The organism is Massilia sp. W12, assembly GCF_037300705.1.
In the GTDB taxonomy this organism is placed as follows: Bacteria; Pseudomonadota; Gammaproteobacteria; order Burkholderiales; family Burkholderiaceae_D; genus JACPVY01.
Window position 1 is genome coordinate 3291519 of the sequence record NZ_CP147776.1, and the last position, 25667, is coordinate 3317185.

General features: G+C 59.6%; 20 protein-coding genes. All 20 read right to left on the reverse strand.

All coding sequences use genetic code 11. The features are described 5' to 3' along the window. Positions 1 to 100: 100 nt before the first annotated feature. Positions 101 to 2311, reverse strand: coding sequence for a hypothetical protein (locus V8J88_RS13095; protein WP_338844573.1), 2211 nt, complete (start codon positions 2309 to 2311; stop codon positions 101 to 103). Positions 2312 to 2346: 35 nt separating this feature from the next. Then, the gene (locus V8J88_RS13100) at positions 2347 to 2757 is read right to left on the reverse strand and encodes a serine acetyltransferase (protein WP_338844574.1); all 411 of its coding nucleotides are present in this window, start codon (positions 2755 to 2757) and stop codon (positions 2347 to 2349) included. A 74-nt stretch (positions 2758 to 2831) separates the two neighbouring features. Next, positions 2832 to 4052 carry a glycosyltransferase gene (locus tag V8J88_RS13105; RefSeq protein ID WP_338844575.1) on the reverse strand — a complete coding sequence of 407 codons (1221 nt, stop codon included), beginning with the start codon at positions 4050 to 4052 and terminating at the stop codon, positions 2832 to 2834. A 24-nt stretch (positions 4053 to 4076) separates the two neighbouring features. Then, the gene (locus V8J88_RS13110; RefSeq protein ID WP_338844576.1) at positions 4077 to 5639 is read right to left on the reverse strand and encodes a hypothetical protein; all 1563 of its coding nucleotides are present in this window, start codon (positions 5637 to 5639) and stop codon (positions 4077 to 4079) included. Positions 5640 to 5655: 16 nt separating this feature from the next. Continuing rightward, complete coding sequence (locus V8J88_RS13115) at positions 5656 to 7449, reverse strand: hypothetical protein (protein WP_338844577.1); 1794 nt, start codon at positions 7447 to 7449, stop codon at positions 5656 to 5658. Between the two features lie 31 nt (positions 7450 to 7480). Beyond that, a complete protein-coding gene (gene epsI / locus V8J88_RS13120) occupies positions 7481 to 8161 on the reverse strand; it encodes an exosortase-associated protein EpsI, B-type (RefSeq protein ID WP_338844578.1) in 681 nt (226 codons plus the stop codon). Then, positions 8158 to 9069: an exosortase B gene (gene xrtB / locus V8J88_RS13125; protein WP_338844579.1), complete on the reverse strand. Its 912-nt coding sequence runs from the start codon at positions 9067 to 9069 to the stop codon at positions 8158 to 8160. The genes epsI and xrtB overlap by 4 nt, the downstream gene beginning before the upstream one ends. A gap of 2 nt (positions 9070 to 9071) precedes the next feature. After that, positions 9072 to 9938: a chain length determinant protein tyrosine kinase EpsG gene (gene epsG, locus V8J88_RS13130; RefSeq protein ID WP_338844580.1), complete on the reverse strand. Its 867-nt coding sequence runs from the start codon at positions 9936 to 9938 to the stop codon at positions 9072 to 9074. Next, positions 9935 to 11371, reverse strand: a complete 1437-nt coding sequence (epsF, locus tag V8J88_RS13135) for a chain length determinant protein EpsF (protein ID WP_338844581.1) — start codon at positions 11369 to 11371, stop codon at positions 9935 to 9937. Before epsF ends, epsG begins: the two co-directional genes overlap by 4 nt. 21 nt (positions 11372 to 11392) lie before the next feature. Continuing rightward, on the reverse strand, positions 11393 to 12205 hold the full coding sequence (gene epsE, locus V8J88_RS13140) for a polysaccharide export protein EpsE (RefSeq protein WP_338844582.1): 813 nt from the start codon (positions 12203 to 12205) through the stop codon (positions 11393 to 11395). 88 nt (positions 12206 to 12293) lie between these two features. Further along, positions 12294 to 13274 carry an EpsD family peptidyl-prolyl cis-trans isomerase gene (locus V8J88_RS13145; protein ID WP_338844583.1) on the reverse strand — a complete coding sequence of 327 codons (981 nt, stop codon included), beginning with the start codon at positions 13272 to 13274 and terminating at the stop codon, positions 12294 to 12296. A 233-nt stretch (positions 13275 to 13507) separates the two neighbouring features. After that, entirely contained in the window at positions 13508 to 14890 is a 1383-nt protein-coding gene (locus V8J88_RS13150) for an undecaprenyl-phosphate glucose phosphotransferase (protein ID WP_338844584.1), read from the reverse strand. 40 nt (positions 14891 to 14930) lie between these two features. Further along, positions 14931 to 16169, reverse strand: a complete 1239-nt coding sequence (gene epsL / locus V8J88_RS13155) for an XrtB/PEP-CTERM-associated polysaccharide biosynthesis outer membrane protein EpsL (RefSeq protein WP_338844585.1) — start codon at positions 16167 to 16169, stop codon at positions 14931 to 14933. Between the two features lie 58 nt (positions 16170 to 16227). Then, positions 16228 to 16893 (reverse strand): CAAX prenyl protease-related protein, encoded by a 666-nt coding sequence (locus V8J88_RS13160; RefSeq protein ID WP_338844586.1) that lies wholly within the window; start codon positions 16891 to 16893, stop codon positions 16228 to 16230. A 285-nt stretch (positions 16894 to 17178) separates the two neighbouring features. Next, positions 17179 to 17601, reverse strand: coding sequence for a RidA family protein (locus V8J88_RS13165; RefSeq protein ID WP_338844587.1), 423 nt, complete (start codon positions 17599 to 17601; stop codon positions 17179 to 17181). Position 17602: 1 nt separating this feature from the next. Beyond that, complete coding sequence (locus V8J88_RS13170; RefSeq protein WP_338844588.1) at positions 17603 to 18799, reverse strand: acyl-CoA dehydrogenase family protein; 1197 nt, start codon at positions 18797 to 18799, stop codon at positions 17603 to 17605. A 1-nt stretch (position 18800) separates the two neighbouring features. Further along, a complete protein-coding gene (locus tag V8J88_RS13175) occupies positions 18801 to 19631 on the reverse strand; it encodes an enoyl-CoA hydratase family protein (RefSeq protein WP_338844589.1) in 831 nt (276 codons plus the stop codon). Then, a complete protein-coding gene (locus V8J88_RS13180; protein WP_338844590.1) occupies positions 19628 to 21859 on the reverse strand; it encodes an FAD-dependent monooxygenase in 2232 nt (743 codons plus the stop codon). Before V8J88_RS13180 ends, V8J88_RS13175 begins: the two co-directional genes overlap by 4 nt. After that, positions 21856 to 23514 (reverse strand): AMP-binding protein, encoded by a 1659-nt coding sequence (locus V8J88_RS13185; protein WP_338844591.1) that lies wholly within the window; start codon positions 23512 to 23514, stop codon positions 21856 to 21858. Before V8J88_RS13185 ends, V8J88_RS13180 begins: the two co-directional genes overlap by 4 nt. Positions 23515 to 23737: 223 nt before the next feature. Then, complete coding sequence (locus V8J88_RS13190) at positions 23738 to 25633, reverse strand: lipoxygenase family protein (RefSeq protein WP_338844592.1); 1896 nt, start codon at positions 25631 to 25633, stop codon at positions 23738 to 23740. Positions 25634 to 25667: the final 34 nt, after the last annotated feature.

Below are 25667 nucleotides of genomic sequence, written 5' to 3' on the forward strand. Positions count from 1 at the left end.
CTTCCGCAGGATGCGAAAGCGCACGCATGCCCGTTTGCGGCAGACGGCGGCAGGCGCCGGCTGCGCCGGCGATTGTCCCGCTGTGTGCACGCTGCAGGCTTCAATTGCGTGTCACGAGAAAATAAAAGCCGGGACCGGATGACAGTTTAGCCATGTCCAGATCGACAAGCCAGCCACTTGCGGTTTCTTGCACCGGCAACATATCAGTTAGCTCACCATTTTGGCGCATCGCCTGCACTTGCAAACGTCCGTTTTTGCCGCCGATTTCAAGGCGCGCGGCGATTGGTTTGATACGCGCCGGCAAGCTGCCCAGGCGCACCAGCTCCTGTCGTTTGGCCGAGGTAAACCGCATGCCGGTATTGAGCGCATCGGTGGCCACAATCAACAACATTTTTTTCGATTTATCCAGATTGGCCGCATCCAGCGCGGATAAGCTGACCAGGGCCGGCGCGTCGCTGCTCTTGATCTGCAATGTCCCCAAGGACAGCCCTTTGCCGACATCTTCAAATAAGGCGGCCTCGGTTTTCGGGGTGCGGATCTCAAATTGACGCTGTTTCATCTTGGCCAGCAATTGCCCGGTGCTGCTTTGAAACACGCCGGCGGCGGCCTGGGTGCGGTTGTCCGGCGCGCTTTGTTTGGCCAGTTTGTCAAACTCATCCTGCTCGCCGCCGATACCGATTTTAGCCAGCAATTGATCGACCTTGCGCCCGACCTTGGATTCTGCATTCACACTGAGCTTGGCCAGCGCTGCCGGATGCGGTTTGCTGCCATCGTCGCCCAAGCGGGTTTGCGTGCGCATGACCAGGGCATTGCGTTCGACTTCACGCCCGATGCCCCAATAGCGCGCCGAAGATTCTTCCTTGCCGCCGGGCAAGGTGATTTCCGCCACGGCGCTGGCGGCCTTGATATCGCCGCGCCGGTATAACAAGGCGGCCAGGGTTTCACCCGCGCGCAAGACCGGGTCGAGTCCGACCGCGTATGGATGAATCGATTGCTTCCAGCCTTTGCTGTGGGCATAGGTGAGGTCAACCGCTGTGCTGGCGTGCTGGCACACCGCGTCCCAGTTTTGCATGGCGGCGTAACTCGGCACCAGAATCGCTTCGCGCCGCCATTCATTCCAAAACGGCTGGCCGTATTCTGAAATGGTGTAAGCGCGCCCGGCCAGACGGTTTACCGCCAGGGTGGTGATGTGCTGCAGGTTTTTATCAAACGCGCTGTCATTGTGCATTTTCGCGCCCGGCTCTTTGCCGAATGCCTCGTCATGATAAATATGCATATCGGCCCAGTTGAACAGTGCGCGCGAACGCATATTCAGGCTGGTCGGGTTGTTGTTGAACGAGGTCAGCGGGCCTTTGTAGCCGAGTTTGCGCAGATGCGCTTGCATCCATTGCGCGGTATTGCTGTGCAACTCCAAAAAGAAGGCCAGCACATCATCCATCTGCGGCGAGCGTTCGCTGTGGCTGGGCAATTTCAAACCACCCTGCTCTAATACGGCGGGCGATTGCTTCCAGACTTTTTCAAAATCGGCCCCTTTGGGATAGCGTTTTTTCAGCCACTGCTGCAGATGCGGCATCAGCTCATCCGGCACTTTGCGCCGCACATGGCTTAAGAATTGCAAGCCGCCCTCGTTCACTAAAATCATGCCGAACAGGGCTTCATCGGCCAGAATGCTTTTGCCGGTATGCGGATTGACGCGGGCGAACAGTTTTTCGACCTGATCGCGCCAATGCTGCTGCGCCGCCGGATCGTAGTACAGACGCACCAGCAGATTATGCTTTTTCACCCAGCGGTGCGGGAACACGCCGCCGAGCGAGCCGTTTTCAGAGGATTGCGCATCCAGCATCCAGTAAATGCCTTCGCGCTTGAGCGCGGCCAGGAAGTAATGCAAACGCTCCAGTTGCTCGGCGTCATAATCAAAATCCTCGCCGCTGTTGTGCATCAAATTGGCTTCGATGTACATCAGGCGCACCAGATTGTAGCCGGCGCGCTTTAATTGGGCCGCATAGCGCTCGGCCTGGGTTTTATCCGGGTAGCCGCCATACGGCATGCCAAACACCATCGGCGCGCACATAAAGCGCTGCTCGCGCGCGCCGATTTGAAAGCGTCCCTCCGGGCTGATCGACACCGCTTGCTTGACGCCGCCTTCCTGCTCTGGAAACTGAAGTGAAAAGTCGAGCGGACTGCCGGCTTTGATTTCCAGATTGACATCGCGCATGGTGAGCCAGCCATTGTCCAGCGCCACCCCGTCGCCGCCATACGCCGGCAGACTCAGCAGCGCAGCCGCGCTGACAGCCATCAGATTGCGTTTCATATGCGCCTCACTAAATTCTGCTGCTGCAAATCGGCTTAAACCGGCATCGGTTTGGCCGGCACCCCGGCCACGCTGCTGCCGGCGGCCACATCTTTGACCACCACCGCGCCGGCGGCAACGGTGGCCCCGCGCCCGATGGTGACCGGGCCAAGCACACGGCAGCCGGCCCCCAGCAAAACGCCGGATTCAATCACCGGCACCTGTTTTTCGCCAGCGCGGCCGCCAATGATGACTTGCGGCCCGACATACACATCATCGCCCAAAACCGCTTGCGCATGCACCACCACGCCCAAACCTTGATAGGCGAAGGTGACATTGCGGCCGATTTTGGCCGTGGGCGGCAACACCACCGCAAATAAAATCCGGTTCACGCCGTACAAAAGCTTGGGCAACAGCGGGATGCCCAAGCGGTGCAGCCAGGAATAAAAACGGAACAGTTTCAACATATTTTCCTCTCTTTGGCGGCTGGTGAATCAATTCAATCCCGATACGCAACCCGCAGGCAGCGGGGCGGCCCGGCTCAGTTGCGGCTCAATTGTTGATACGCCGCCGCCAGCTGACGCGCCAGCACGGCATAGCTGCGCTGCGCTTGGACCCAGGCCGGGCCGTGTGCGGCGCGCGCGCGCGCGGCTTGCGGATCGTGCAAAATTTCCAGCATCGCCTGCGCCATCGCTTCGACGCTGCTGGCGCACAGCCAGCCGGCCTGGCTGCCTTGCAAGACCAAGACCTGGTCCGGGGTGTCATTGCCGACGCAAGGCATGGCCAGGGCCAAATATTCCAGCGGCTTGGTCGGGCTGGAAATGTCAAACAAATCGCCGCGCGGGATGTAGGAGACCGCCAAATCACAAGCGGCCAGCAAGGGCCAGGCTTGCGCCGCCGCCATCCAACCGGTGATGTGAACAGCCTCTTCCTGTCCCTGCTGTCGGGCGTAAGCGCGCAAATCATCCAAATCGGATGGCGTGGGCGAATCGCCGATCAAGAGCAGGCGGCAAGCTGGAACAGTGCGCCGCACCAGGGCCAGCATATCCACCACGCGCTCCATTTCGCGCGAGCGGTCAAGCGTGCCGAGGTAGCCGATCACCGGCAAACCCTGCCAACCGGGCAGGCGGGTTGGCGTAATCGCTGCGCCTTGCAGGCTTTCGCAATCCACCCCCATCGGAACCGGCGTCATCTTTTCACGCGCCACGCCACGGCCAGCGATTAAATCGCGCATCGCCTCGCTTTGCACAAATACATGGTCGGCATTGGGCAAGACGAAGCGGTCGAGTAAAAACACTTCAATCAAGCCTTTCAGCAACACCAGGCGGTAACGCAAGCCGCCGCCTTTGGCGATTTCCGCACGGGCGCGCCCGATCCGTCCCTCGTTCATTAAAAACGACATCCAATAGGCAAAACGTATGCCTTTGATGCGCGCCAAAATCAGCGCCAGCGCGCCGATTCCCACCATATCGCGCACTTGCACCATGGCGTACTGGCCGCGTTTGGCGCCTAAGATACTGCGCAGGCAGTGCCAGACATAGGCCGCTTCGCGCCACAATCTGCCACGCCCCTGTCCCGGCACGGTGACGGAGGCAAAACCCTGCTGTGTCACCTCGCCCTGGCCCTGGCGTCCGACCAGATCCGCGCGCACGCCTTCGCGCGGCAGATATTTGCCAAACAGCACCGCCACATCCGCGCGGTAAGTCGGCATCGGTTCCGGCACAAAATACAATACCTTGATGTCTTGATTGCTTTGCTTCATTTTTTTCTCCTTGACGGAGCCGCTTCATCGAACGCCGAACACCAGGCGCAGGATACGCGCCAGCTTGGGCGAAAATTGATGGATGGATTGCAATTCCTGCATTTTCATCATGCCGCTTCTGCGCAGCAGGAAAGCAAACGCCAGCATGGCGGCCAGCGCCGCCGGGATGCCGGGCCAGGGTTGCCAGCTTGCCGGCCAGGGCATGAGCAGCACAGCTTTGGCCATGATCACCCCGCCCAGCAGCGGCGGCACGAGCGCGTGCAATTCACGCAAACCCAGTCCGGCTTGCAACAGCGGTTCTCTGCTTTTCCAGCGCAGCCAGGCAAACACCAGGAAATACGGCAAGGCGCTGATAGCCACCAGCCACAAACTGTTTTTGGCCCAGGCGGCGGCGGCCAGCAAGACATAGCACAGCAGCGCTGCCCAGTTCCAGATGCGGTTGTGCAAAGCCAGCCGGCCCATCGGGTTTAAGCCTATCCATAAGGCTTCGCCCAGGGAAATCGCAGCCAATTGCAGCACAATCAAGAGCGCCAGCCAGACTTGCGAGCCGTAGCGGCCATGGGTGGCCAGATCAATCAATTCTTTGCCGCAGCCGGCCAGAAGCATCACGGCGGCGCATAAAATCGCCGCATTCACGCGCAACAGCAAGGCCATCACCAGGCGGATGCGTTGCGGGTCGCGTTTTTCGGCATAGTCCGCCGCCAGGGTCGGCTCCAACATGCCGCGCATCAAAAACATCGGCGTCAGCTGGTAGGCGCGGTCGGCCAGGGTTTGGAAAAACCCGAATGCCGCCACCACCACCGGCGAGGCCACGCTGCCGACGATCAAACGTAAAAACACGCCGCGAAACGGCAGATTCACCAGATAGGCGAACTGGGTGCTGATGCTGTCGCGCCATAAGCGGCCCCAGGCAAAACCGAACTGCAAACGGCCACTGGCCGGATGCGCGCGCGCAATCTTGCGCAATTCCAGCACCAGGCTCAGCTTTAAGGCCAGCGCCAGCAGCACTTCTGTGCCGGCCATCATCCAGGCCACGGCGATAAAGCCGGTCTGGCCGGCAAAACCCAGCCACAACAAAAGCGCCATGCGCAAGCAGGTGGCGCCCATTTGCAAAAACGCCTGCCGGCTTTGCAGCCCGAGCGCATTGCAATACACCGGAAATGAATCCGAACCGCCTAAAGCCAAGGCATACAGCAGCGCAGCCCAGGGCGCGCTTTGCAAGACTTGCCATAATTGCGCCGGCAACCAGCGCTGGCCCAGCCAGAGCAGACCGAGAAACAGCAAGATCGTGGCGATGCGCACGCCCGAGAGGCTGACAAAAAGCCAGCACAATTCGCGCCAGCGGCCCTGCTGGCGCAGCGGCGGCACAAAGCGATAAGCGATTCTGTCCACCCCGTACATGGTGCAAAACACCAGCACCGACAAGCAGCTGATGAAGATGGTGTAGGCGGCGTAATCTTCCACCGCCAGCGCGCGCACCAGCACAAACTGGGTGGCCAGGGCAATCACCGCCACCGCCAATTTAGCCAGGGCAAACCATTTCGCCTGGCGCGCTACCTGCGCTGCCTGATAGGGATGTTCGGCCATTCGCAAGCCCCCTGCGTCAATGCGCCTGCGCGCCGGCGCGCTTGCGCTGCGGATACAAAGGCGCGGCGCGGCGCGGGCGGGGGATGAAGGCGCGCCGGCGGCCGGGCGCCGGCTCTTTCACCGGCGCAGCTTCCACTTTGGCGTCGGGCGCTTCCGGGAAGCGCGCAATTTGCACGATGCAACCCAAAATCCACAGGAACAGCAGTTGCAAAGTGGGTTCGTCAGTCAGGCTGCGGTTATAAATCAGCTTGGACAGCATCAAGACCAGACTGGCGAAACAGGCGTCCATGATGGCGCGCTGGCGCTCGCTGCCCTGCCCTGAGCGCATAAAGCGCCACGCCACCCAGATCCCGCCCAGCATCATGCCGACATAGGAAGTAAAGCCGAGCACGCCCAAATCCCACAGCAGCACAGCGACGGTGGTGGCGTCAATCGCCAGCGGTTCAAAGCGGCGCGCCACTTCGCCCTTGCCCAGCACGCTGCCGCTTTTGCTGGCGCCGGGGCCGTAGCCGATCATGCGGCGCGGCAAGCTGGCCTGGCGGTCTTCCGCCCACAGCGCGATTGAGGCGCCACGGCTGACTTCGCCTGTGGTGTAGTCGATATTGCGGGTGTCAAAGAAATAGCTGGTGGTGCGTTCGAGTTTTTCTGATGTGCCGGCTTTCTGGGTTTTTTCGTTTTTCCAATACAGCGCGTCATAGGTCACATACACACCGCCCAGCACGACCGCCAGCACAATCCCGGAGGCGATCACGGTGCCGACGTTTTTCAAAACGCGCTGACGCAGCACCATCAAACACATCACCGGAATCCAGACAAAACCGGCCTTGACCTCGCCTAACAGGATGTTGGCGAAAATGCACAGCACGATGAAAATCACCCAGCGCCGGTCCAATTGCTTGCGATGCCAGGCGGCCAGGGCGTAGCCGAGCGCGCAAATCAGGAAAAACACCATCACCGCCGACAAGCCGCCGGCCACCTCGCTGCCGCCAAAGGTGCCGACCACCGAGTCAAAGCCCTGCGCGCGTTTGCCGGCGACGAAAAAATGCTGATACGCCACCACTGGCAACTGGCACACCACCACCACCAGCATCAAGCGCCAGATGCGCTGCAAAAACAGGCTGTCCCATTTAAACCAGATCAGCACGGCCAGCACGCCGAACATCGGGAAGGTGGTTTTCAGGGAGGAGATAATCTGCGAAGCGCCGGGGCGGTTGAGTGCAGTGCTGGCGAAAAAGCAGGCCACAAACATCAACAGCGCAAACAACACCGGCCCAGCCTGGGGCAGCGGCTTCAAGTCGCGCCGGTTGTAGGTCGTGAATTCGAGTAAAGCGCGAAAAAACAGCAAGCCCCCCATGCCAACCGCAAGCCAGGGCGCTTTGCTGAATTTGGCGAAATACATAATCGAGCCTTGCACCAGAAAGGTCAGCACGAACAGCACTTGCAACATGCCGCGCGTGCTCATCAGCACAAACACCATCACGGCAAACACCAGGCCGGCTAACAACACCACCAGAAAGGGGTTATCCAAGCCGGCCACAAAGCCCATGAAGGCCGGCACGATCATCAAAGGGATAAACAGGAGTTGCGGCGGCAAAAAAGGCCGCCGCCCCAGATGCGAACGCGAATAGCGCAAGCGATCCTGATAAGTGCGCTTGATCCAGCGCCAGATGGTGCGCGGCAACAGCACGCACCAGACGCTCCCGCGCCACAACCACCGGGCGCCATCGCGCCAGGTTTGTGCGACAAACAACAGGCGCACAAAGAGCCAAACAGCGCTGGCCCATTGGCCCATGCGGGAGAAAAATTTCATTGCTTACTCAGTTTGCCGCAACAGCTGCGGCTTATGCGCCAAATGTGCCAATCAAACGGCTGCGGCTCTTGGCGTCCAGATCGCGCAACATGCTGTTGACGAATTCATCTTGCAGTTTGTAAGACGCTTCCAGGTCGGTGTCGATATTCGATACGCGCACCAGCATGCCGTCCGGCACACGCCCGGTCAAGCCATAGGTCAGCGCCTGCAAACGGCGTTGCACCCCGGTCTGAATCACTTTATCGCCCACCGTGATCCAATACGTGATCGGTTCATTGCGCGGGCCTTGCACCGCCATCAGGCGCTTGATCGGCAATTGGCCGTACTCGGTCAGCATCTGGCCCAGCACATTGCGGGTGACTTCAAAGCCTTGCGCGGTGTAGCAGACTTCCGGCTTGTGCACTTGCAAATTATTGCTCTGGTCGCCGCCGTAGGCGATTGAGAGCATGATGCGCTCGCCCTTGGTGTTGACATAGGTGCGCGAGAGCGTCTGGTCATACAGCACGGCCAGCTTGCGCTCGGTTTCCGGATCCGGTTTGACCGGAATAATGGTCGGGTCAACCTGCCAATCGCCAAACTTCTTGGGAATGATTTGTTCCAGAGAGAATTTGTCGTTTGCATTGATCTTCTTGGTCGGTTTCAGCGCCACAGCGCCCCAGGCTGCCGTCAGCAGCACCACCGCGATCAGAATTTGCCGGATATACGTCATCATGCCCCCTGCTTTGCTGCCGGTTTATCTTTGAACAAGCCGATTTTGCCCACGATGGTGTCCATCAGGAACAGGAAACTCAAGGCCAGCACATATAAGAACATGCCGGTTGAGCCGTGGATAAAGCCCTGCCCCACTTCGTCACCAAAATAGTACGTGACCAGAATCAAAATCATCACCCGGATCACGTTTGCGACAAAGGCGATCGGCAAAATCGCCAATACGATCAAGGCGTTGCGCAGGCGGTTTTGGTATTCCATCATGTACAGATACAGCACGCCGACGGCCGACAGCGAGAACATCGAGTGCAGGCCGGAACAGGCGTCGGCCACCAATAATTGATATTGTCCGATCACGAGTTGCACGCCTTCGCGCCCGATCGGATAACCGGCCCAGTACAAGACGTTTTCAGCAATGATGGAAATGTATTTCTTCAGCGGTCCGGTCAGCGCATCCACCAGCGGGCCGGGCAAGGGCAGCAGGAAGATGATGAAGATAATCGGGAACCACAGATGGCGCAAACCGGCCCAGCCGCGCATGACCAAAACCACCCCGGCCAAGAGCGGGATAAAGGCGCCCAACTCAAAAATATTGATGACCTGCGAGCGGCCAATGGCGTAAATCAAGCCGCCAAAGATCAGGCAAAGCATGCCGGCGATCCAGGCCGGACGGTTGGGGCCGGCTTCGCACAAAAAGGCGTCGCGCAACTGCCACATGAGGTAAGAAATCACCGCCAGAATAATCGGGCCATGCGCCTGATCATCGGTTTGCCACAGGGTATTCCAAAAGTCATACACTGTGGGGCCGATCAAGGCTAAGCCGGCGGCCAGCGGCAGCCCCCATTCAATCAGGGCGGCCTTGAAATCACGACGCGCGCCAAAGGCGGCGGGGGATGCGGGGATAGCGCTCATTGTCAAAACTCCAGTAACACAGATCCAACCACTTCAGCATTGCTGCGTTGCACCTGTTCATTCATCACATTCACATCGGACAAACGGGTCTTATCTTTGCGCACCGCCAACAACACGCCCCCCACGCGCGAGGCGATGGTGAGCGCATCGGCGCTGCTGGCAAAGTCGGAAGTGTCATACAAGACCACATCGTAACGCTTGCACAATTCGTCGTTCAAGGCGCCAAAACTGGTGCGCGCCAGCAATTCCTGGGGATTGGGCGGCAGCGTGCCGGCCTGCAGCACGGATAAATCGACAAAGGCATTGGTGCGCTGAATCACATCAAGACCTGCGCGCCCGGCCAGAATGTCGGATAAGCCCTGACGCCCTTCCAGGCAAAACAGTTTGTGTTGGCAGGGTGTGCGCAAATTGGCGTCCACCAGCAAAGTGTGTTCGCCCAGCTGGGAAAACACAATCGCCAGATTCGCCGCCAGAAAACTGGCCCCTTCACCGGAATTGATGGCGGCCACCATCAGCGCTTTTTCCCCTTGCGCAAACCAGCGCAGCATGAGTTGCGAACGGACAGCGCGCAAAGCTTCCACATGCACCGAAAAAGGGTGAAAGGCGGCCACCAGATCCACCGGATAGGGGCTGTGGCCGGCTTGCAGATAGGGATAATCAAACTGGTGCGCCAGCACGCCTTGAATATCCGCCTCAGTCACCAGGCCCAGATGCTGCGCAGCCTCGCCAAAGCGCATGCCTTTTTCGCGCTGGATGCGCAAAATCTGTTCTGCATCTTCCGGCGTGATCTTGCCCATTTCGAGCAGAATGCGGCCAATACTGCTGTCACGGCTGACCGCAGCCATGCCGACTTGTTTCTCCTCGCTCATACCTTCTTCTTCCTTTCGCCTTTAGCGCTGCTCTTGCTCTTGCGCGAAAACAGCTTGCGCAGCCATTGCATACGGCGTTTATTCGGCGCACCCCAGGACAGCTGCCCCATCACCGGGACTTCCAGCGCATTCACCAGATCGGTGGCGGAGCGCACGCGGCGATCCATCATTTCCGCCAACAGGCCAAAGCCGATGCCCAGCATGCCGCCGATGAAAATCGAAAGCGCCACATTCAAGACAATGCGCGGGCTGGAATGATCCAGCGGCGGCACCGCCGGGGCCAGCACGGCGATATCGGATTGATTGGACTGGCCTTCCAGATTGGCCTGGGTGAAGCGTTGTGAAGCAGTGTCATAGGCGCGCTGCGCGCTTTCGACTTCACGCATCAACAAATTCATTTGGTCGCGCGTGCGGTTCAATTCCAGGATCTTGGTTTTTTGCGCGCTCAAGGCGGCGCGGATTTCCGCTTCGCGTTGCTGCATGATGCGCGCATTGTTGGAAACGCTGTTGCTGGTGGCGGCGATATGCTCGGCCAGCGCGCTGCGCAGCTTATCCACTTCCGCCTTGGCGGATTGATATTGCGGATGGTTTTTATCCAGGCGCTGCGCCACTTCCGAAAACTTGGCTTCTGCGGTGGCCAGCGAAATGCGCATATTCTGCACCAGCGGATTGCCGCCCACGTCCGGCGATTCAATCGGGTTGGCCCCCTTCGCCATTTGCTGGCGCGAGGTCGCTTCGGCCATGGCCGCCTGCGCCAGCACCAATTGCCCGCCCAGATCGTTCAAGCGCGTGGTTTCCACGTCCAGCCGGTTATCGACGGAATACAGATTGTTTTCCTGCTGATAGGTGGAGAGCTTTTTCTGCGCGCTTTCCAGATTGTCGCGCAATACCTTGAGCTGGCCGGTGAAGAAAGTGGCGGCCTTTTTCAGCGGATCAACCTTGAGTTGCACCGACATCTTTTGATATTGCTCGGCGAACATATTCGCCACCCGCGCCGCGCTGTCCGGGTCATTTGATTTATAGGTAATGGTCAAGACCGAGCTTTCCTTGGACGGCTCGACGATCAAGCCTTTGAGCAAAATCTCCGCCAACCATTCACGGATCTTGCCATTGCCCTTGGTGGCTTTCATGAACTCTTCTTTGTACACCGGCTCGTCAGCCCAGCGCAACTCATCCACCACCGCCAAAGAGACCGACATCGAGCTGATGATATCGACCTGAGTCGCCATATAACCCGGCATCAATTGCGCCGGCAGCGTCATGCCGGTGACCGGATCCACCCCTTTGTAATTCAATACCAGGCTGGTGGAGGCTTTATAGCTTTTCGGCAACATCATGCTGATCGCCAGCGTGGCGGAAACCGTCACGATGAGGGTGATCAGGCTGATTTTCAGGTGCGCCCTGAGGATCAGGAATAACTGGGAAAAATTCATTGCGTGCTTCTTTCAAAGTCCTCAGAACAGGCTTTCCTGGATGTACACCACATCCTCGGCGCGCAACAGGTCGTCATGTTTGGCTTGCAAGACCTGGATTTTGCCATCCGGGCCTTGGCGCTTGATGCGCACGCCGCGCTCTGTGCCGCGTGCGGTCAGGCCGCCGGCCATCGCCAGCCCCTGCAACACCGTCATATTCCGCTCCAGCCGGTATTGGCTGGGGCGCTGCACTTCGCCATAGATATAAAAACGCGGCGCACGTTCGACATACACCACGTCGCCGCCCTGCATCAAACCATTTTCTTTGAGTTCCGTGCTGCGGAACATGGCGACGATATCGATTTCTTCACGCTGCGGTTTGCCGTCGCGATAACGGATCACTGTCACCGTGTCTGCCGCATCCTGCGCCAAACCGCCGGCCAGGGCCAGCACATCGCTCAACATACGCCGTCCTTCAAGCGGAAAACGGCCCGGACGGTTGACCATGCCCAACACCGACACCTGCTGGCTTTGCATCTGCGTCACCGTGACATTGATTTGCGGATTTTTCAAAAAACCGCCGGCTTCCAGCATCGCCGCGATTTTCTTTTCGGCGGCGGAGGGCGAGAGCCGGCCCACAATCACTTCGCCGACCAGGGGATAGGTGATTTTGCCCGATTCGCTGACCCGGGTTTCAAGCGTCATATCTGGATTGCCATACACCACGATGCGCACCGCATCGCCCGGCCCCAGCAGATATTCGGCAGCCGCAGCCACACCCGGCCAACTCGCCAGGCACAGCGAAAACAACAAGAGCTGCGCAAGCAGTCTGCGCAATTGGAGCATGTTCTTCATACCATCCCATCCGCGTGCCGGAGCCCTGCCCGCTCCGGCGGTTTGTCTCATATCGTGCGATTGCCGGCCAGGCAGGACCGGCCTCAAATTATTGTGCGGAAGCGGAAGCAGCAGCAGCCGATGCGGCCGGCGCAGCTTCAGCCGGAGCCGCTGCCGGAGCCGAAGCGGCGGCGGGAGCGGATGCAGCGGCGGAAGCGGATGCAGCGGCGGAAGCGGAAGCCGGGCCTTTCGGCGCACCCGGCAGGTAGTCGATCTTGGCGTTTTCACGCAAACGCTTGATCTCAGCTTCGGTGGTTTCCTTCTGCTTCTTGCTCATCAGGAATTGTTCGATTTGCGGCGAAGCCTGTTCCAGCGTGACCGGGGCGTCTTTGATATTGATGATTTGCAGCAGGGTCGAGACCGGGCCTTCATTCACCAGGAACAGTTCGGTGCGTTTTTCCAGCATCTTGCTGCTCATCTGCGGCGGCAGATCAGAGGTCGAGCGGGCCAGATCATTGCGCGCGAATTTCAGGCCTTTCTTTTCCAGATAGGCGGCGACTTCATCGAGCGTTTTGACGGTATCGAGCATTTTCTTCATTTCTTCGTCGATATCCTTGCCGGCCAATTGCAACTGCTTCATTTCAAACACTTTGCGCTCGCCGAAAAACACCGGGTTTTTCTTGAAGTAATCTTCGATTTCAGATTTGGTGGGTTTGCCCAGGGCCGCAATTTTCTTTTGCAGATAGGCTTGCGCAAGCATGGTGGACTTGGTGTTTTCGATGGCTTGCATCACGGTCGGGCTGCGGTCCATCTTTTCTTTGACCGCCGCTTCCACCAGCAATTGGCGGTTGATCAGCTCTTCCATCATTTGCTTGGAGGCCGCATCATGCTGCGCCTGCGGCACATTGGCGCGGGTCAGCGCATCGTTCAATTGAGAAATCGTGATTTCCTCGCCATTCACAGAGACGATGGACTGACCCGGTTTCTTCTCTTTGTCACCGCAGGCGGATAAGGCGGCCACCAGCATCAACGATGCGGCAATGGTTTTGACGACCGGGGATGCCTTGCGGGAGGAATTGGCGAAGATCATTGAGGTTTGCTCCTAAAAATATGTTTTTGATTTGATGCAAGCAATACAGGCGTATCAGACAAGGCCTGAGCACATACGCGCAGCGCGACTGAAAACTGATAAAAACGCTAAACCGGACGGCTCGGACTGGCTGGGTGATGTCTGAAGGCCTTGTTGCAAAGTTGCAATAAAAAAGCCTGCGGCATTATACACCAGCCAGAAATACTGTTAATGAATAGCGACTGCGCACAAGATCAGTACGCATTTTCGCGCTTGGCCACCACCAGCACGGTGCGAATAATAATCCACAAATCCAGGGTAAGCGACCAATTCCGCACATAATCGAGGTCATACTCAATGCGCGCCTGCATCTTGTCCAGGGTTTCCGTTTCGCCGCGCAAACCATTCACCTGAGCCCAGCCTGTGATGCCGGGTTTGACCTTGTGGCGCAGCATATAGCCCTTGATCAGCTTGCGGTACATTTCATTGTGCGCAACCGCATGCGGACGCGGCCCGACAATGCTCATGCGGCCTTGCAGCACATTGATGAATTGCGGCAATTCGTCCAGCGAGGTCTTGCGTAAAAACGCGCCGACGCGGGTGACGCGCTGATCATTTTTTTGCGCCTGCCTGACCACAGCGCCATCGTCGGCCACCGTCATCGAGCGGAATTTATAGACGATGATCTCCTCGCCATACAGGCCATAGCGGCGCTGCTTGAAAATCGCCGGCCCCGGCGAAGTGATCTTGACCGCCGCCGCCACCACCAGCATGATGGGCAACAGCATCAACAAAATCAGGCTGCCCAAGACCAAATCGCTGGCGCGCTTGATCACGCTGTTGACGCCGGTAAACGGGGTTTCGCACACCGCCACCACCGGCATGCCGCCCAGATTGTCGATGCGCGCCTGCATCAAATCAAACACATAGATATCCGGCAGGAAATACACCGAAGCAGTGGTGTCTTGCAATTCATCGAGCAATTTGCGGATGCGCGGCTGGGCCGAAATCGGCTGGCTGATGAAGACCATCTTGATATTGTGCTTGTGCACATAGTCCGCCACATCGCTCATCTTGCCCAAAGGCGTGATGTTCGCCCCCGGCGGCTGGCGCGACACATCGCGATCATCAAAAAAGCCATGCAGATGCATGAACATATAGGGGTTGTCGGCGATGCGCTTGGAGAGTTTCAAGCCGACATCATTGACGCCGATGATGATCACCGAGCGCGATTCGCCTTCCTTGCCCGGATCAATCACCATGCGCCGCACCGCCATATGGCTCATGATCAAAGCAAACGGCGTGGCGCCGAACCAGATCAGCATCACATCTTCATCGTATTTATGTTCAAAACCGGTGACATGGCCGATCAGATACAAAATTCCCACCGTCAACAGCCAACCGACGATGATGTCGCGGATATAGGCAAACATCTTGCCGCCACGCCAGGAACGATATGGATCAATCTGCTCATAAATCATGCCGGAGATGAAAAAGACGATAATCGCCAGCAATAAATAGTATGCGCTGAAATGCACGTCGCAAGCCCAGCTCACCAGGTACAACACGCCCCAGATGATGGAAGGGTCGAGCAAACGCTTGGAAAAAGATACCAGCGGAATGTCGGTCACTGTCATATTTATCGCGCCAAAGTGTCAGCGGGCGGCGCCCGCATTATCAGTATTCGTAATGTGCATTCAAGCCAATGCGGTTGTTATGGTAGGAACGGTATTCCAGATTGGAATCCAACTGATCCCGTCCTACATTTGCTGAAACTTGTAATTTTGGCAGTGGAACCCAGGTCAAACCCAGTGTTGCATTATAGACTTTCTCGACCAGATTGACGTTCATGCCAGGCATCGGCACAGCCGTGCGCCGCTCCAGATTCAAACGGCCATCCAATCTGAGTTTGCTGGAAATATTCCACACCGGAATGATGCGCAGCCCATTGCTGAGTGAGAGACTGGTGCTTTCCTTATCCACGCCATCAAGCGCACGCCAGAGTTGCGCGCCAAACTCCAGCTTGGCGCTGGCGCGCCAATTGCCATTCAGATGCCAATTCAGCCCGGAGTAATCGCGCTCCGGCTGAAATTGATATTTGCGCCGCACATAGCCGGTCAGCAATTGCAACTCGGTTTTGGCGGAATAAGCCCAATGCAGCTTGAGCTTGATTTCATCCGTGCTGCGGTCAAACTTATCGGCGGAGCGTTCGCTGTCCTTGAACAGCGGAAAACCTTCGCCGGTGCGGCGCACCATCAAACTCAAACTGCTGCCGCTGGCCGGCAGCCAGTCCAGCCAGGCCTCGCGCGTGATCTGCTTGCGGTCAAACATCTTCACGGTATCAAGCTCATTGCTCAAATCCAGCCGGCCAAGCGTGCCGCGCAGGCGGAAACTCGGATGAAAACGCCAGCCGCCATCGACAAAACGGTTATTTTGCTGGCGCAAATTACGCAAACTCACCAGCACCCTGCCCTCATACACATCAAACGGACTCATGGTTTTGGAGTTGCTCACGCCCAGATTGCCGGCAATATGGTTGCCAAGCTGCCAGGCCAGCGTGGTTTGTCCCTCGCGGCTGTCGTAATTCAAATCCGTGTGATTTTGAAACTTGCTGTGCCCGAGCACGAAACGGCCCTGCAACAGCTGGCGGCCAAATTTCTTTTCCAGCGCCAGACCAAGGCGGGTATTGAGTTCCCAGTCCTGGCGCGCCTGCTTATCGCGCGCCTGGCGCTCCTGCTCACTGACATTCGGATTTTCCACATCTGGCCGGCTGCGCAGATTGCTGGCGTAGTTATAACTGAGGTCGGCAAAAGGCGTGATCAGCTTGCCGCTTTCGGCATGCGCACTGGCCGCCGCCGTCAACAGCAGCAAGCCGCACAAGCGGCGGCAAAGCCGTGACGGAACTGCAGGGGCCATATTATTTTCGGGTTGGAACACGCTTGCCTCACATGAATGCTTCACAGAAATTGCCATTTTACCAATATTGCCAATTTCCTGTCTGCAAAACCCAGACGCCGAGCACGCCATTCGTGACGGCATGGGCAAATACCGCCGTCCACAAATTGCGGCTCTTCATATAAAGGAAACCATACGCCAGACCGGCAATCACGCCGGCGAACCATTCGGTATGCGACACCGCAAACACCAGCGAGACCGCGAGCAGCCATTGATAGGGGATCGCGTTTGGATCAACTTGCTGAAAATCCGGCTTGACCAGCCAGCGTTGCAAAAAGGAGCGGTAAAACAATTCTTCCATCAGCGGCACCACCAGCGTCGCGCCAAAGATGCGCGTGCCGACTAAAAACCAATTCATTTTGTCCGGCGTGGTGTGCGGATCATAGCCGCGCCCCTCGCCCATCAACATCCAGGGCAGATTGGCGTTGATCCACAGCACAAACACCAGCACGCCGACGCCCAGCGAAAGCGCAAGCGCGCGTGCGCCCATGGCGCGCCGCAATTCATCATATTCATGACGGAAGTACCACAAAGCAGCCATGACCAGGCTGATCTTGACCGGATACAGCCACAGCAGATCGGGCTTGGAGACATGCAAGACCTTGCCCAACAAGTCTTCTATCGCCAAAAACAGAATATAAATTGCAAACGGTAAACAACGCGCCAGCATTGGTTTTGTCAGCATAGTGTTCTCTAGGTTTGGAATGAATGGCCCGCCTGGCGCCTGCAAACCGGGACGCCAATCACGCCTAAGTTTGACAGACTACAGGGAAAAAAATGGAAGGCCCGTCAGTACGGCAAGTTTGTCAGACAATATTGCAGCAAATATGAATGCCACCTGTCTGTTTTGTACAACAAAGGCGGTAATCTTATCAAATTTCTTACATGATTGCAGCCTTTTATCAGAAAAAAATGTATGAATTCGTTTCTATAGGCTTGAAATTAATATTTCCAATTAGCAATATTGCATTCAGGACATTGCGCCTTCTTTATTTGGCAACAAAGCCGTGGCCTCAATCTCAACTTTCGCCCGGCTTTCCAGCAAACCGGCCACCTGCAGCACCGACATCGCCGGGTAATGCGACCCCAGCACACGCCGATACGCCGCGCCAAGCGCAGCCCCGGCTTGCAGATATTCCTCACGCGACAGCACATACCAGGTCAGGCGCATGATGTGCTGCGGCGCGCCGCCGGCCTCTTGCAATACCGCCAGCACATTTTGCAGCGCCTGCTCAGCCTGCGCCGCAAAATCATCCGACACCATACACTGCTGGCCATCCCAGCCTATACAACCGCTGATGCACACCAGCCGCGCGCCGCCGGGCAAGGGCGCCGCCACGCCATGCGCATAACCGCGTCCGCGCAGCCAACCGGGGGGCGATAAAAATTCCATCTCACACTCCTTGCTGTAACACACTGCGCGCCACAATGTGCTGCTGCACTTCGCTGGCGCCTTCATAAATACGCAAAGCGCGCACTTCGCGATACAAGCGCGCCAGCGGATGGCCGTCGCACATCGCCGCCGCGCCGAATACTTGCTGGGCACGGTCAATAATCTGCTGGGCATGCTCGGTAGCCTGCCACTTGGCCTGCGCCACCGCCTGCGCCAGCGCGGCGTCTTGCGGCTGGCAATCATACAGCCAGGCGGCGCGCGCGCAGAGCAGGCCGGCCCCATCCAGGCTGGCCGCCTGCTGCGCCAGCGTGGCAGCGCAAACCGCCTGATCCGCCAGCACGCCGCCATACATGGAGCGCTGTTTGGCGTGGCCGATGGCGCGCTGCAACGCGGCGCGCGCCATGCCCAAGGCCGCCGCCGCCACACTGCTGCGCAAAGCCTGCAAAACTTGCAGCGCCAGCGCATAACCACGCTGCGGCGCACCCAACAGCGCCGCCGCCGGCAAGCCCACCCCATCCCAGGCGATGCGCGCCAAAGGATGCGGCGCTAACATCGTGAATTCCTCACACACCCGCCACGGCGACAGATGGCGCTCCACCACAAAGGCGGAAATGCCGTGCTGCGGCTTGGGCGTCTCGGCGCTGCGCGCAAATAGAATGCACACATCAGCATGCTGACCATGTGAAATCCAGCACTTTTCACCCTGCACGACAAAACCATCCGGCTGCGGCCTGGCCTGGCAAGTCAAGGCGGCGGCGTCAGAACCGGCCGCGCTTTCAGACAAGGCAAAAGCGCACAACACCTCCCCGCTGACAATCTGCGGCAGATACTGCGCCTGCTGCGCCGCACTGCCGCCGTGCAGCACGCTGGCCGCGCCCAAAGCCTGCATGGCGAACACAAAATCGGCCAGCGGCGCATAGCGCGCCAACACTTCGCGCTGCAAAACCAGGCTGCGCACAGAAAAAACCGCGCTATCAGCCAGACTGTCAAGCCAACCGCCCTGCCCCAGCAAGCGCGCAATCAGGCGGCAATCCTGCTCCATCGCTTGCGCGGTATGGCTGGCCGGATCATCCAAAGCAATCCCGCGCCCGGCTAATGCGGGCAAGAGCGCGCCGCACACCCAGTCTTCAAACGCCTGCGCCATGGCGCGCTGGGCGTCGGTAAAAAACGGCGTCGCGCGCCAAGCCTGAATATCCATCTTAATTTCCCTCAAATTGCAGCGGGCCGCGCGTGCTGAAAGCCTGATGCGCGCGCTTGAAATCGCCCGTCGCCATACACAGCGCCTGCGCCTGCGCTTCCGCCTCCAGCGCCTGCGGCAGCGACAGATTCCATTCCTGCTGCAACATTTTCTTGGTCATCGCATGGGCAAAGCGCGGCCCGGCGGCAAGCTCAGTCGCCAGCGCCAAGCCGGCCTGCGGCAAATCCGCCGCCGCATGCAGCGCCAGCAAATAGCCCCAGTCCAGCCCCTGTTGCGCCGTCATACTGCGCCCGCTGTATAACAACCAGGCCGCGCGCGCGGCCCCGATCTGGCGCGGCAACATCGCGCAAGCGCCCATATCCGCGCCGCACAAACCAACCCGGTTAAACAAAAAAGAAATCTGCGCCGCCGGCGTGGCCAGACGTAAATCCGCCGCCGTCGCCAGCATCGCGCCGGCCCCGGCGCACACCCCGTCCAGCAAGGCGATGATGGGTTGCGGACAATCCAGCATGGCCTGCACCACGGCGCAAGTCATGCGCGTGAATTCGAGCAATTCCGGCATGCTCATCTGCGTCAGCGGGCCGATGATTTCATGCACATCGCCGCCGGAACAGAAATCGGCCCCATCGCCGCTTAACAAAACCGCATGCACATCCGGCGCGCGCGCAATGCGCTGCAAAATTTCCAGCAAATGCGCATACGCGGCAAAGGTCAAAGCATGTTTGCGGGCGGGACGCACCAGGCGCACCCTCAAGACGCCGGCATCCAGCGCCAGCGCAATCTCAGAGCAAGGCGCGAGTTGCGCCAGCCAGGGGGCGAAAGCTTGTTTCATGCGGATTCTCCAGAAAAAAGCGGCAAACTGATGCCGCGCGCCGCCGCCTGGCTGCGCGTCCAGGCCGGGTCTTGCAAATGGGGCCGGCCAATCGCACACAAATCGGCCCAGCCAGCCGCCAGCAAAGTGTCGGCCATCGCCATGTTTTGAATATTCCCGGCGCACAACACCGGCATGCCGAGTTTGCGCCGGATCTGCGCCGCCGGCAATGCTTGATACATACGGCCATACGCCACCTGTTGATGGGGACTGACCTGCGCGCTCGACACGCTCAGCAAATCGGCCCCGCCGGCTTGCAGCAAGGCGGCGATTTGCAGCGCCTCATCCAGCGTATTGCCGCCCGCCACCCAATCCAGCGCCGAGATGCGCACCGACAAAGGGCCGCGCCACACCGCGCGCACCGCCGCCAGCACTTGCAGCGGAAAACGGCAGCGCGCCGCCACATCGCCGCCATAGCCATCGCGACGCTGATTATAGAGCGGGGACAGAAAGCCGGACAGCAAATAGCCATGCGCGGCATGGATTTCCAACAGATCAAAACCGATCTGCGCAGCCAGCCGCGCGGCCGCGACAAAATCATCCAGAATCGCTTGCATGCCGGCCTCATCCAAGGCCTGCGGAGATGCTGAACGCCCGTCCTGCCAGGGCAGCGCACTGGCGGCAAACAAGGGCCAGGCTTGTGACGGCGGCAAGGGCGCCTCATAACCCAATCCGGCAGACGGCGGCAGACAAGCGCCCTTGGCTCCGGCATGCCCGATTTGCGCCGCCAGCGCACAGCCGGCGGCGCGCGCCGTTTGCAGCACCGCGCGCCAGGCCGCCAGATCCGCAGCCTGCAAACTTAAACAAGCCGGCGTAATGCGCGCAGCCAGGCTCACCCCCAGCATTTCGGTGTACACCAGCGCCGCCCCGCCCTGCAGCAAGGCGCGCAAATGCGCCTGATGCCACGTCCCCAAACGCCCGTCCCTGGCCTGATATTGCGCCATCGGCGCGACCACGATACGGTTTGCCAGACGCAAACCGGCCAGCGCCAAAGGCTGCAAACAGGGCGCAGCCACCTGCCCCTGATTGCGGGCAAACCAGGCCGCATCCGCCGCCTGCAAATCGCTGTGCAGCACACGCATGCTGCGCGTCAGCAAGCTGTAGCAAAAAGCGCCAAAGTCTGCTTCAAACGGCGGATCAGCAAACCAATGCAAAGAATTATGGGCGGCATGCGCGCTGCGCATGAGTTGGCGCGGCCCCGCTTGCGCATAGGCGGCGCCGGCGGCGGCAAGAGAAGGCTGCTGCGCCAGCGTATGCGCCAGCAAGAGCGCATCCTGCCACGCCAGACGTGTCCCGGCGCCAATCGAAAAATGCAGCTGATGGGCCGCATCGCCCAGTAAGAAAAGCGGGGTTTGGCCGGACTGCGCCTGCCAGCACGCGGCGACAAAGGGGTGAAATTGCTGCCACTGTGCGCCGGGCTGCGCCAACAGCGCCGCGCCCTGCAGCCAGTCGGCCAGGGTGTGCTGACAAAACGCCAGCCATTGCGCGCTGCTGGCGCCCGCCATATGCGCCTGCCACAGCGCCTCATCCGCTTCCAGCACCACACTGGCATGCCGCGCGGCGTGTGGATAGCAATGCGCATGCAGCCAGCCGTGCGGCGTTTGCACAAACACAAAATGAAAGCCTGACAGCGCGCGCGCCAAGCCCAGCCAGACATAGCGCTTGGGGCGCGCCGGCATAGCCTGCTGCAGCGGCCCCGGCGCCGCCGCAATCTGCAGCGCTTGCCGCCATGGACTGGCCACACCATCGCCAGCCAGCAGCAGATCCGCAGCAGGCGCCAGCTGCGCCGCATTATGCGGCAACAGCGGCGCATCAAAATGCAGCGCAACCCCGGCCTGCTGCGCCGCCTGCGCCAAGACCTGCAACAACTGCCTGCGCCCAATCGCATACAGCGGCGCGGCCTGACACACATCCTGCTGCGCCGGCTGGCCCAGACCCTGGCGCCAAATATGCAAAGCCTGAATCAGCTGCAAATGCGGCCGCAAAGCCGCCGCCGCCTGCGGCAGATGCGCCGCGCATTCCTCCAACCAGGCCGGCGGCAAAACCACGCCCCAGCCGGCCTGCTCCCACTGCGCCTTGGGATTGCGCTCATAAATACTGAGGCGATGCCCCTGCGCCCGCAGCAAGAGCGCGGCAAACAAAGCGGCCGGGCCAGCCCCGGCGCACGCGATCTGCAAAGGCCGGCTCACAGCGCCTCCAGCACGCTCTGCGCAGCGGCGGGCAATAGGCGGCGTTGCAATTTGCCGTTTTGATTGCGCGGCAGGGCCGCCACCGTCAGCCAGCGGCGCGGCATTTTATACGCCGCCAACACTTGCAGCCGGCGGCGTACATCCTGCTCCAGCGCCGCGCTCCAGACGGCGCCCTCTTGCAACACCAGCAAGGCCGCCAAAATCTGCCCGCGCTGCGCCTCCGGCAACAGGCAGACTGCCGCTTGCGCGACTTCGGGCTGGCCTTGCAACAGCAATTCGACTTCCAGCGGAGCCAGATTATGCCCATCCAACACCAGCAGATCATCGCAACGGCCATGGAAAAAAATCCAGCCCTGCGCATCCATATGCGCCGCATCCCCGCTCAGATTCCAAGCCTGCTGCACATACTCGCCCTGGCGGCCGGAATCGCCTTCGCGCCAATAGCGGCAACCGCTCGGCCCCTGCACCGCCAGCCGCCCCGGCACGCCCGGCGCACAGGCTTGGCCGGCCTGATCCAATACCGCCACCCGGTAAGGCGGCAAGGCGCGCCCCAGGGCGCCGGGCGGGGCCGCCTGCCCGCTGGCGGGGCCGGCGATAAACACATGCAACATTTCGGTGGCCCCCAGCGCATCCAGCAGCGGAACATGGCTGGCGTCTTGAAACGCCTGCCGGGTGGCCTGCGGCAAGGCTTCGCCAGCGCTGATGGCCAGGCGCAAGCGCGCCGGCGGCAAATCCAGGCGCGCCAGCTGGCGATAAAACAGGGGGGAAGAAAAACACAGCGTCGCGCCGCAATCGCGCGCGCGCTGCCAAAACGCCGCCGGCGGCAGATGCGGCCCCAACAGCGCCGCCGCGCCATGCGCTAAAGGAAACAAGAGCAATCCGCCCAAGCCATAGGTGAAGGCCAGCGAAGGGGTGCCGCTGCAGACATCGTCGGCATGCAGCTGCAGATGGCGCGGAAAATAGTCGCATATCGCAAACAAGGCGCGCTGGTCATGCGCACACAATTTAGGCTGACCGCTGCTGCCTGAGGTTTGCGCCAGCAGGCAGATATCGTCCGGTGCGCCGGCATGCAGCGGCGCGGCGGGCAAATCGCGCCCGGCTTGCGCCAACTGCCAGAGGTCGCCGGTTTGCGCGCTGAGGGCATCGGGCGGCAAGTTCAGGGTCGGCGGCGGTTCACCCTCGCAGGCGGCCAGCCATTCCGGCAGCAAATCCGGGTCGCACAGCATCAAGCTGATTTCCCCCGGGCCAAAGCGTGCGCGCAATTTCGCCAATTCATGCCGGCGCAACATCGGCCCGCACAACAGCACTTGCGCGCCCTGCCGCCACAAGGCCAGCACAGCGGCTCCCAGCATGGGCGAATTCGGCGCATACAACAGCACCCGGCTGCCGGCCCCTATGCCCTGCCCCACCAGCGCCGTGGCCAGCAATTCGCAGCGCGCCGCCAGCGCCGCATAGCTCAAGCGCTCATGCACACCGATCAGCGCCGTGCGCGCGCCAAAGCGCGCCAGCGCGTCGGCCCCTAACAGCCATTCATATAGATTGAATTGCGGCGGCAGCGCCGGCTGCGCCAAAAACAGCGGCCAATCCTGCGGCGGCGGTAAATCAGCCAGCGCGCGGCCAAGTGCTGATGCGGGAGAAGAGTGCAAAGCGGACATCGGGCAAGCCCACGGAAAAGCGCGCATTGTAGGGGGAATCGGACGCGGCGGCAACCAGGGCCGGGCGCAGCCTGCTTTGCGACTGAAATCGCGCTCACAACAAATAGACAAGCTGGTGGCATTACTATGAAACTGGCGCCAGCCGCGCTTGATTTGCAGGAGGGGGATTTCCCTATGTCTGCCGGCGCCGCCCAAGCGGCGGGCGGCGTCCGTATTGTCCCCCTCAAATATTAATCGAGGCTGGAATCCTGCTCGGCAGCAGATAGGGATAAGGATGGCGTTGCGTGTTGCGCAAATTGATTTCCGCTTCCACTTCCTGCAAGCGCTGCTGGAAAGCTTCCAGCAAGGGTTGCACTTCGGGGTCGTGCAGCCAATTCGGATAGGGGAAGTGATTGCTCTTGTATTCGCCCAGCTTGCGGTAATACACCGAACCCAGCAAATACAGAATATTCAATTGCTCAAAGGCGATTTTCAGATCCGGCAGGACTTGCAGCCAGTCTTGCATATTCAGCCCGGCTTGCTGCGCCGGCAGGTCGGCCCAGGCGGCGCCGGTGAACAGCGGACTGTAAATTTCCAGATCAAATTGCGGGAAATTCACCGCCGCATGCTGTGCGCTGGCGGTAAAAATGGCCATGGTCAAGACTTCGGCCAATTCCTCGCGGTTGCGCGGGGCGCTAAAGCCCTTGAGCAAACCATCTTCCTGCAAGCTCTTGCTCCAGGCGCTCAATTCACAATCGTCGCGCAGCGCTGCTTCATCGGCGTAATACAGCCAGACATAATTGCGGCACCATTCCTCAATCGCGCCCCATACCAGCAAAGCGTCGTCGCGATAAGGAAAATACGGCAGGCGCGCGACATCATCCAGGCCGCGCCGGCGTAAGTCGGCGGGCAACATGTTTTGCGTAAAATCAAAAGCCAGACGGTCGCCGCCAGCGCTTTTTTGCAATTCCTCAATCTTGGCGCCGAAGATGTGGTCAATCGCCCCGCCCGGCGCGATCAGGCTGGAGGCGGCCAGGCTGTTGATGAATAAGCTGCCTTCGCAATGCGGCAGCAGCAGTAAATTGATGGGATGTTCCGGGGCCAGCTCGCGATGGGTGGCGACGGTGAAGGCTTCCATCACCAGATGGGTGCGCGCCAGATGGGCGAACAGTTCATGGTAGTTGGTGGCGGCAACCTGGACGATGGATTTGGCGAATTGCCAGCCCCAGTACAAAGGGTCTTGCGGCACGCGGCTGGCGATAAAGGTGGGGAATTTGCGCCCATCCTGGCCGCATTGAATCGCCACCGGCAGCAATTCTTTTTCATTTTTCGGCAGCACAAACAGCACCATGGGCGCAAATACTGTCTTTTTCTTGCCATCGACTTCGACCGGGGCATGGGTCAGGCTTTCCAATTCGGCATAGTCTTCCCAGAACAAGCGCCCTTCGCGCAGCGCGTCTTGCAGATTGTCGCCGCCGCTGCCCTGGGCGAATTCGGCTTCGCTTAAGCGGAATTTTTCCGGCCAGGCATCCAAAGCGGATAGCAACATGGGGTTGGGGCCGGCGACGCGCATGCGCGAAAAAATCCGGTCGTCCAGCGTATCCTGCGCGATTTCCGGCACGGCGATGGTGCGAAACAGATCTTGATACGCTTGCAGGCTGTGCGGCTGGCCGTCTTGCTGCTCGGCAAAACGCTGCTGGATTTCCTGCAGGCGCTGCCATTGGCCTTGCAGCGCGCCTTGGCTGGGCGCAATCAGGGTGCGCAGGGCCTGGGCGGCCCCGGCCAGCAAGCCGGCGCCATCTTTTTCATGGCGTTTGTGATGTTCCTGCATGGCGCTGCGCAATTTGGACAATTCCTCTTCAACTGCCTCTTTTTCATCATGCGCCAGCAAATGCGCCAGATTGGCCAGGGCGTTTTCCAGAATGGCGAAAGCGCTGCCGCCGACTTTCACCAGCCATTCCAGGGTGGGATCATCATGCAGCGGGACTTTGGCCGCCATCGGCACCCCGACCACATTCGGAATCTCGCGGCTCCACAAATAGGTGTCGCGCTGTTTGGCCAAGGCTTCCTGGCGTTCTTGCTGTTGGGCTGGATTGCTGTCTTGCGGTAAAAGCGGTTTGCTGCGGGGCAAGTCAAACATAGGGCCTCCTGATGGCGGGTGGATGGATGTTGCA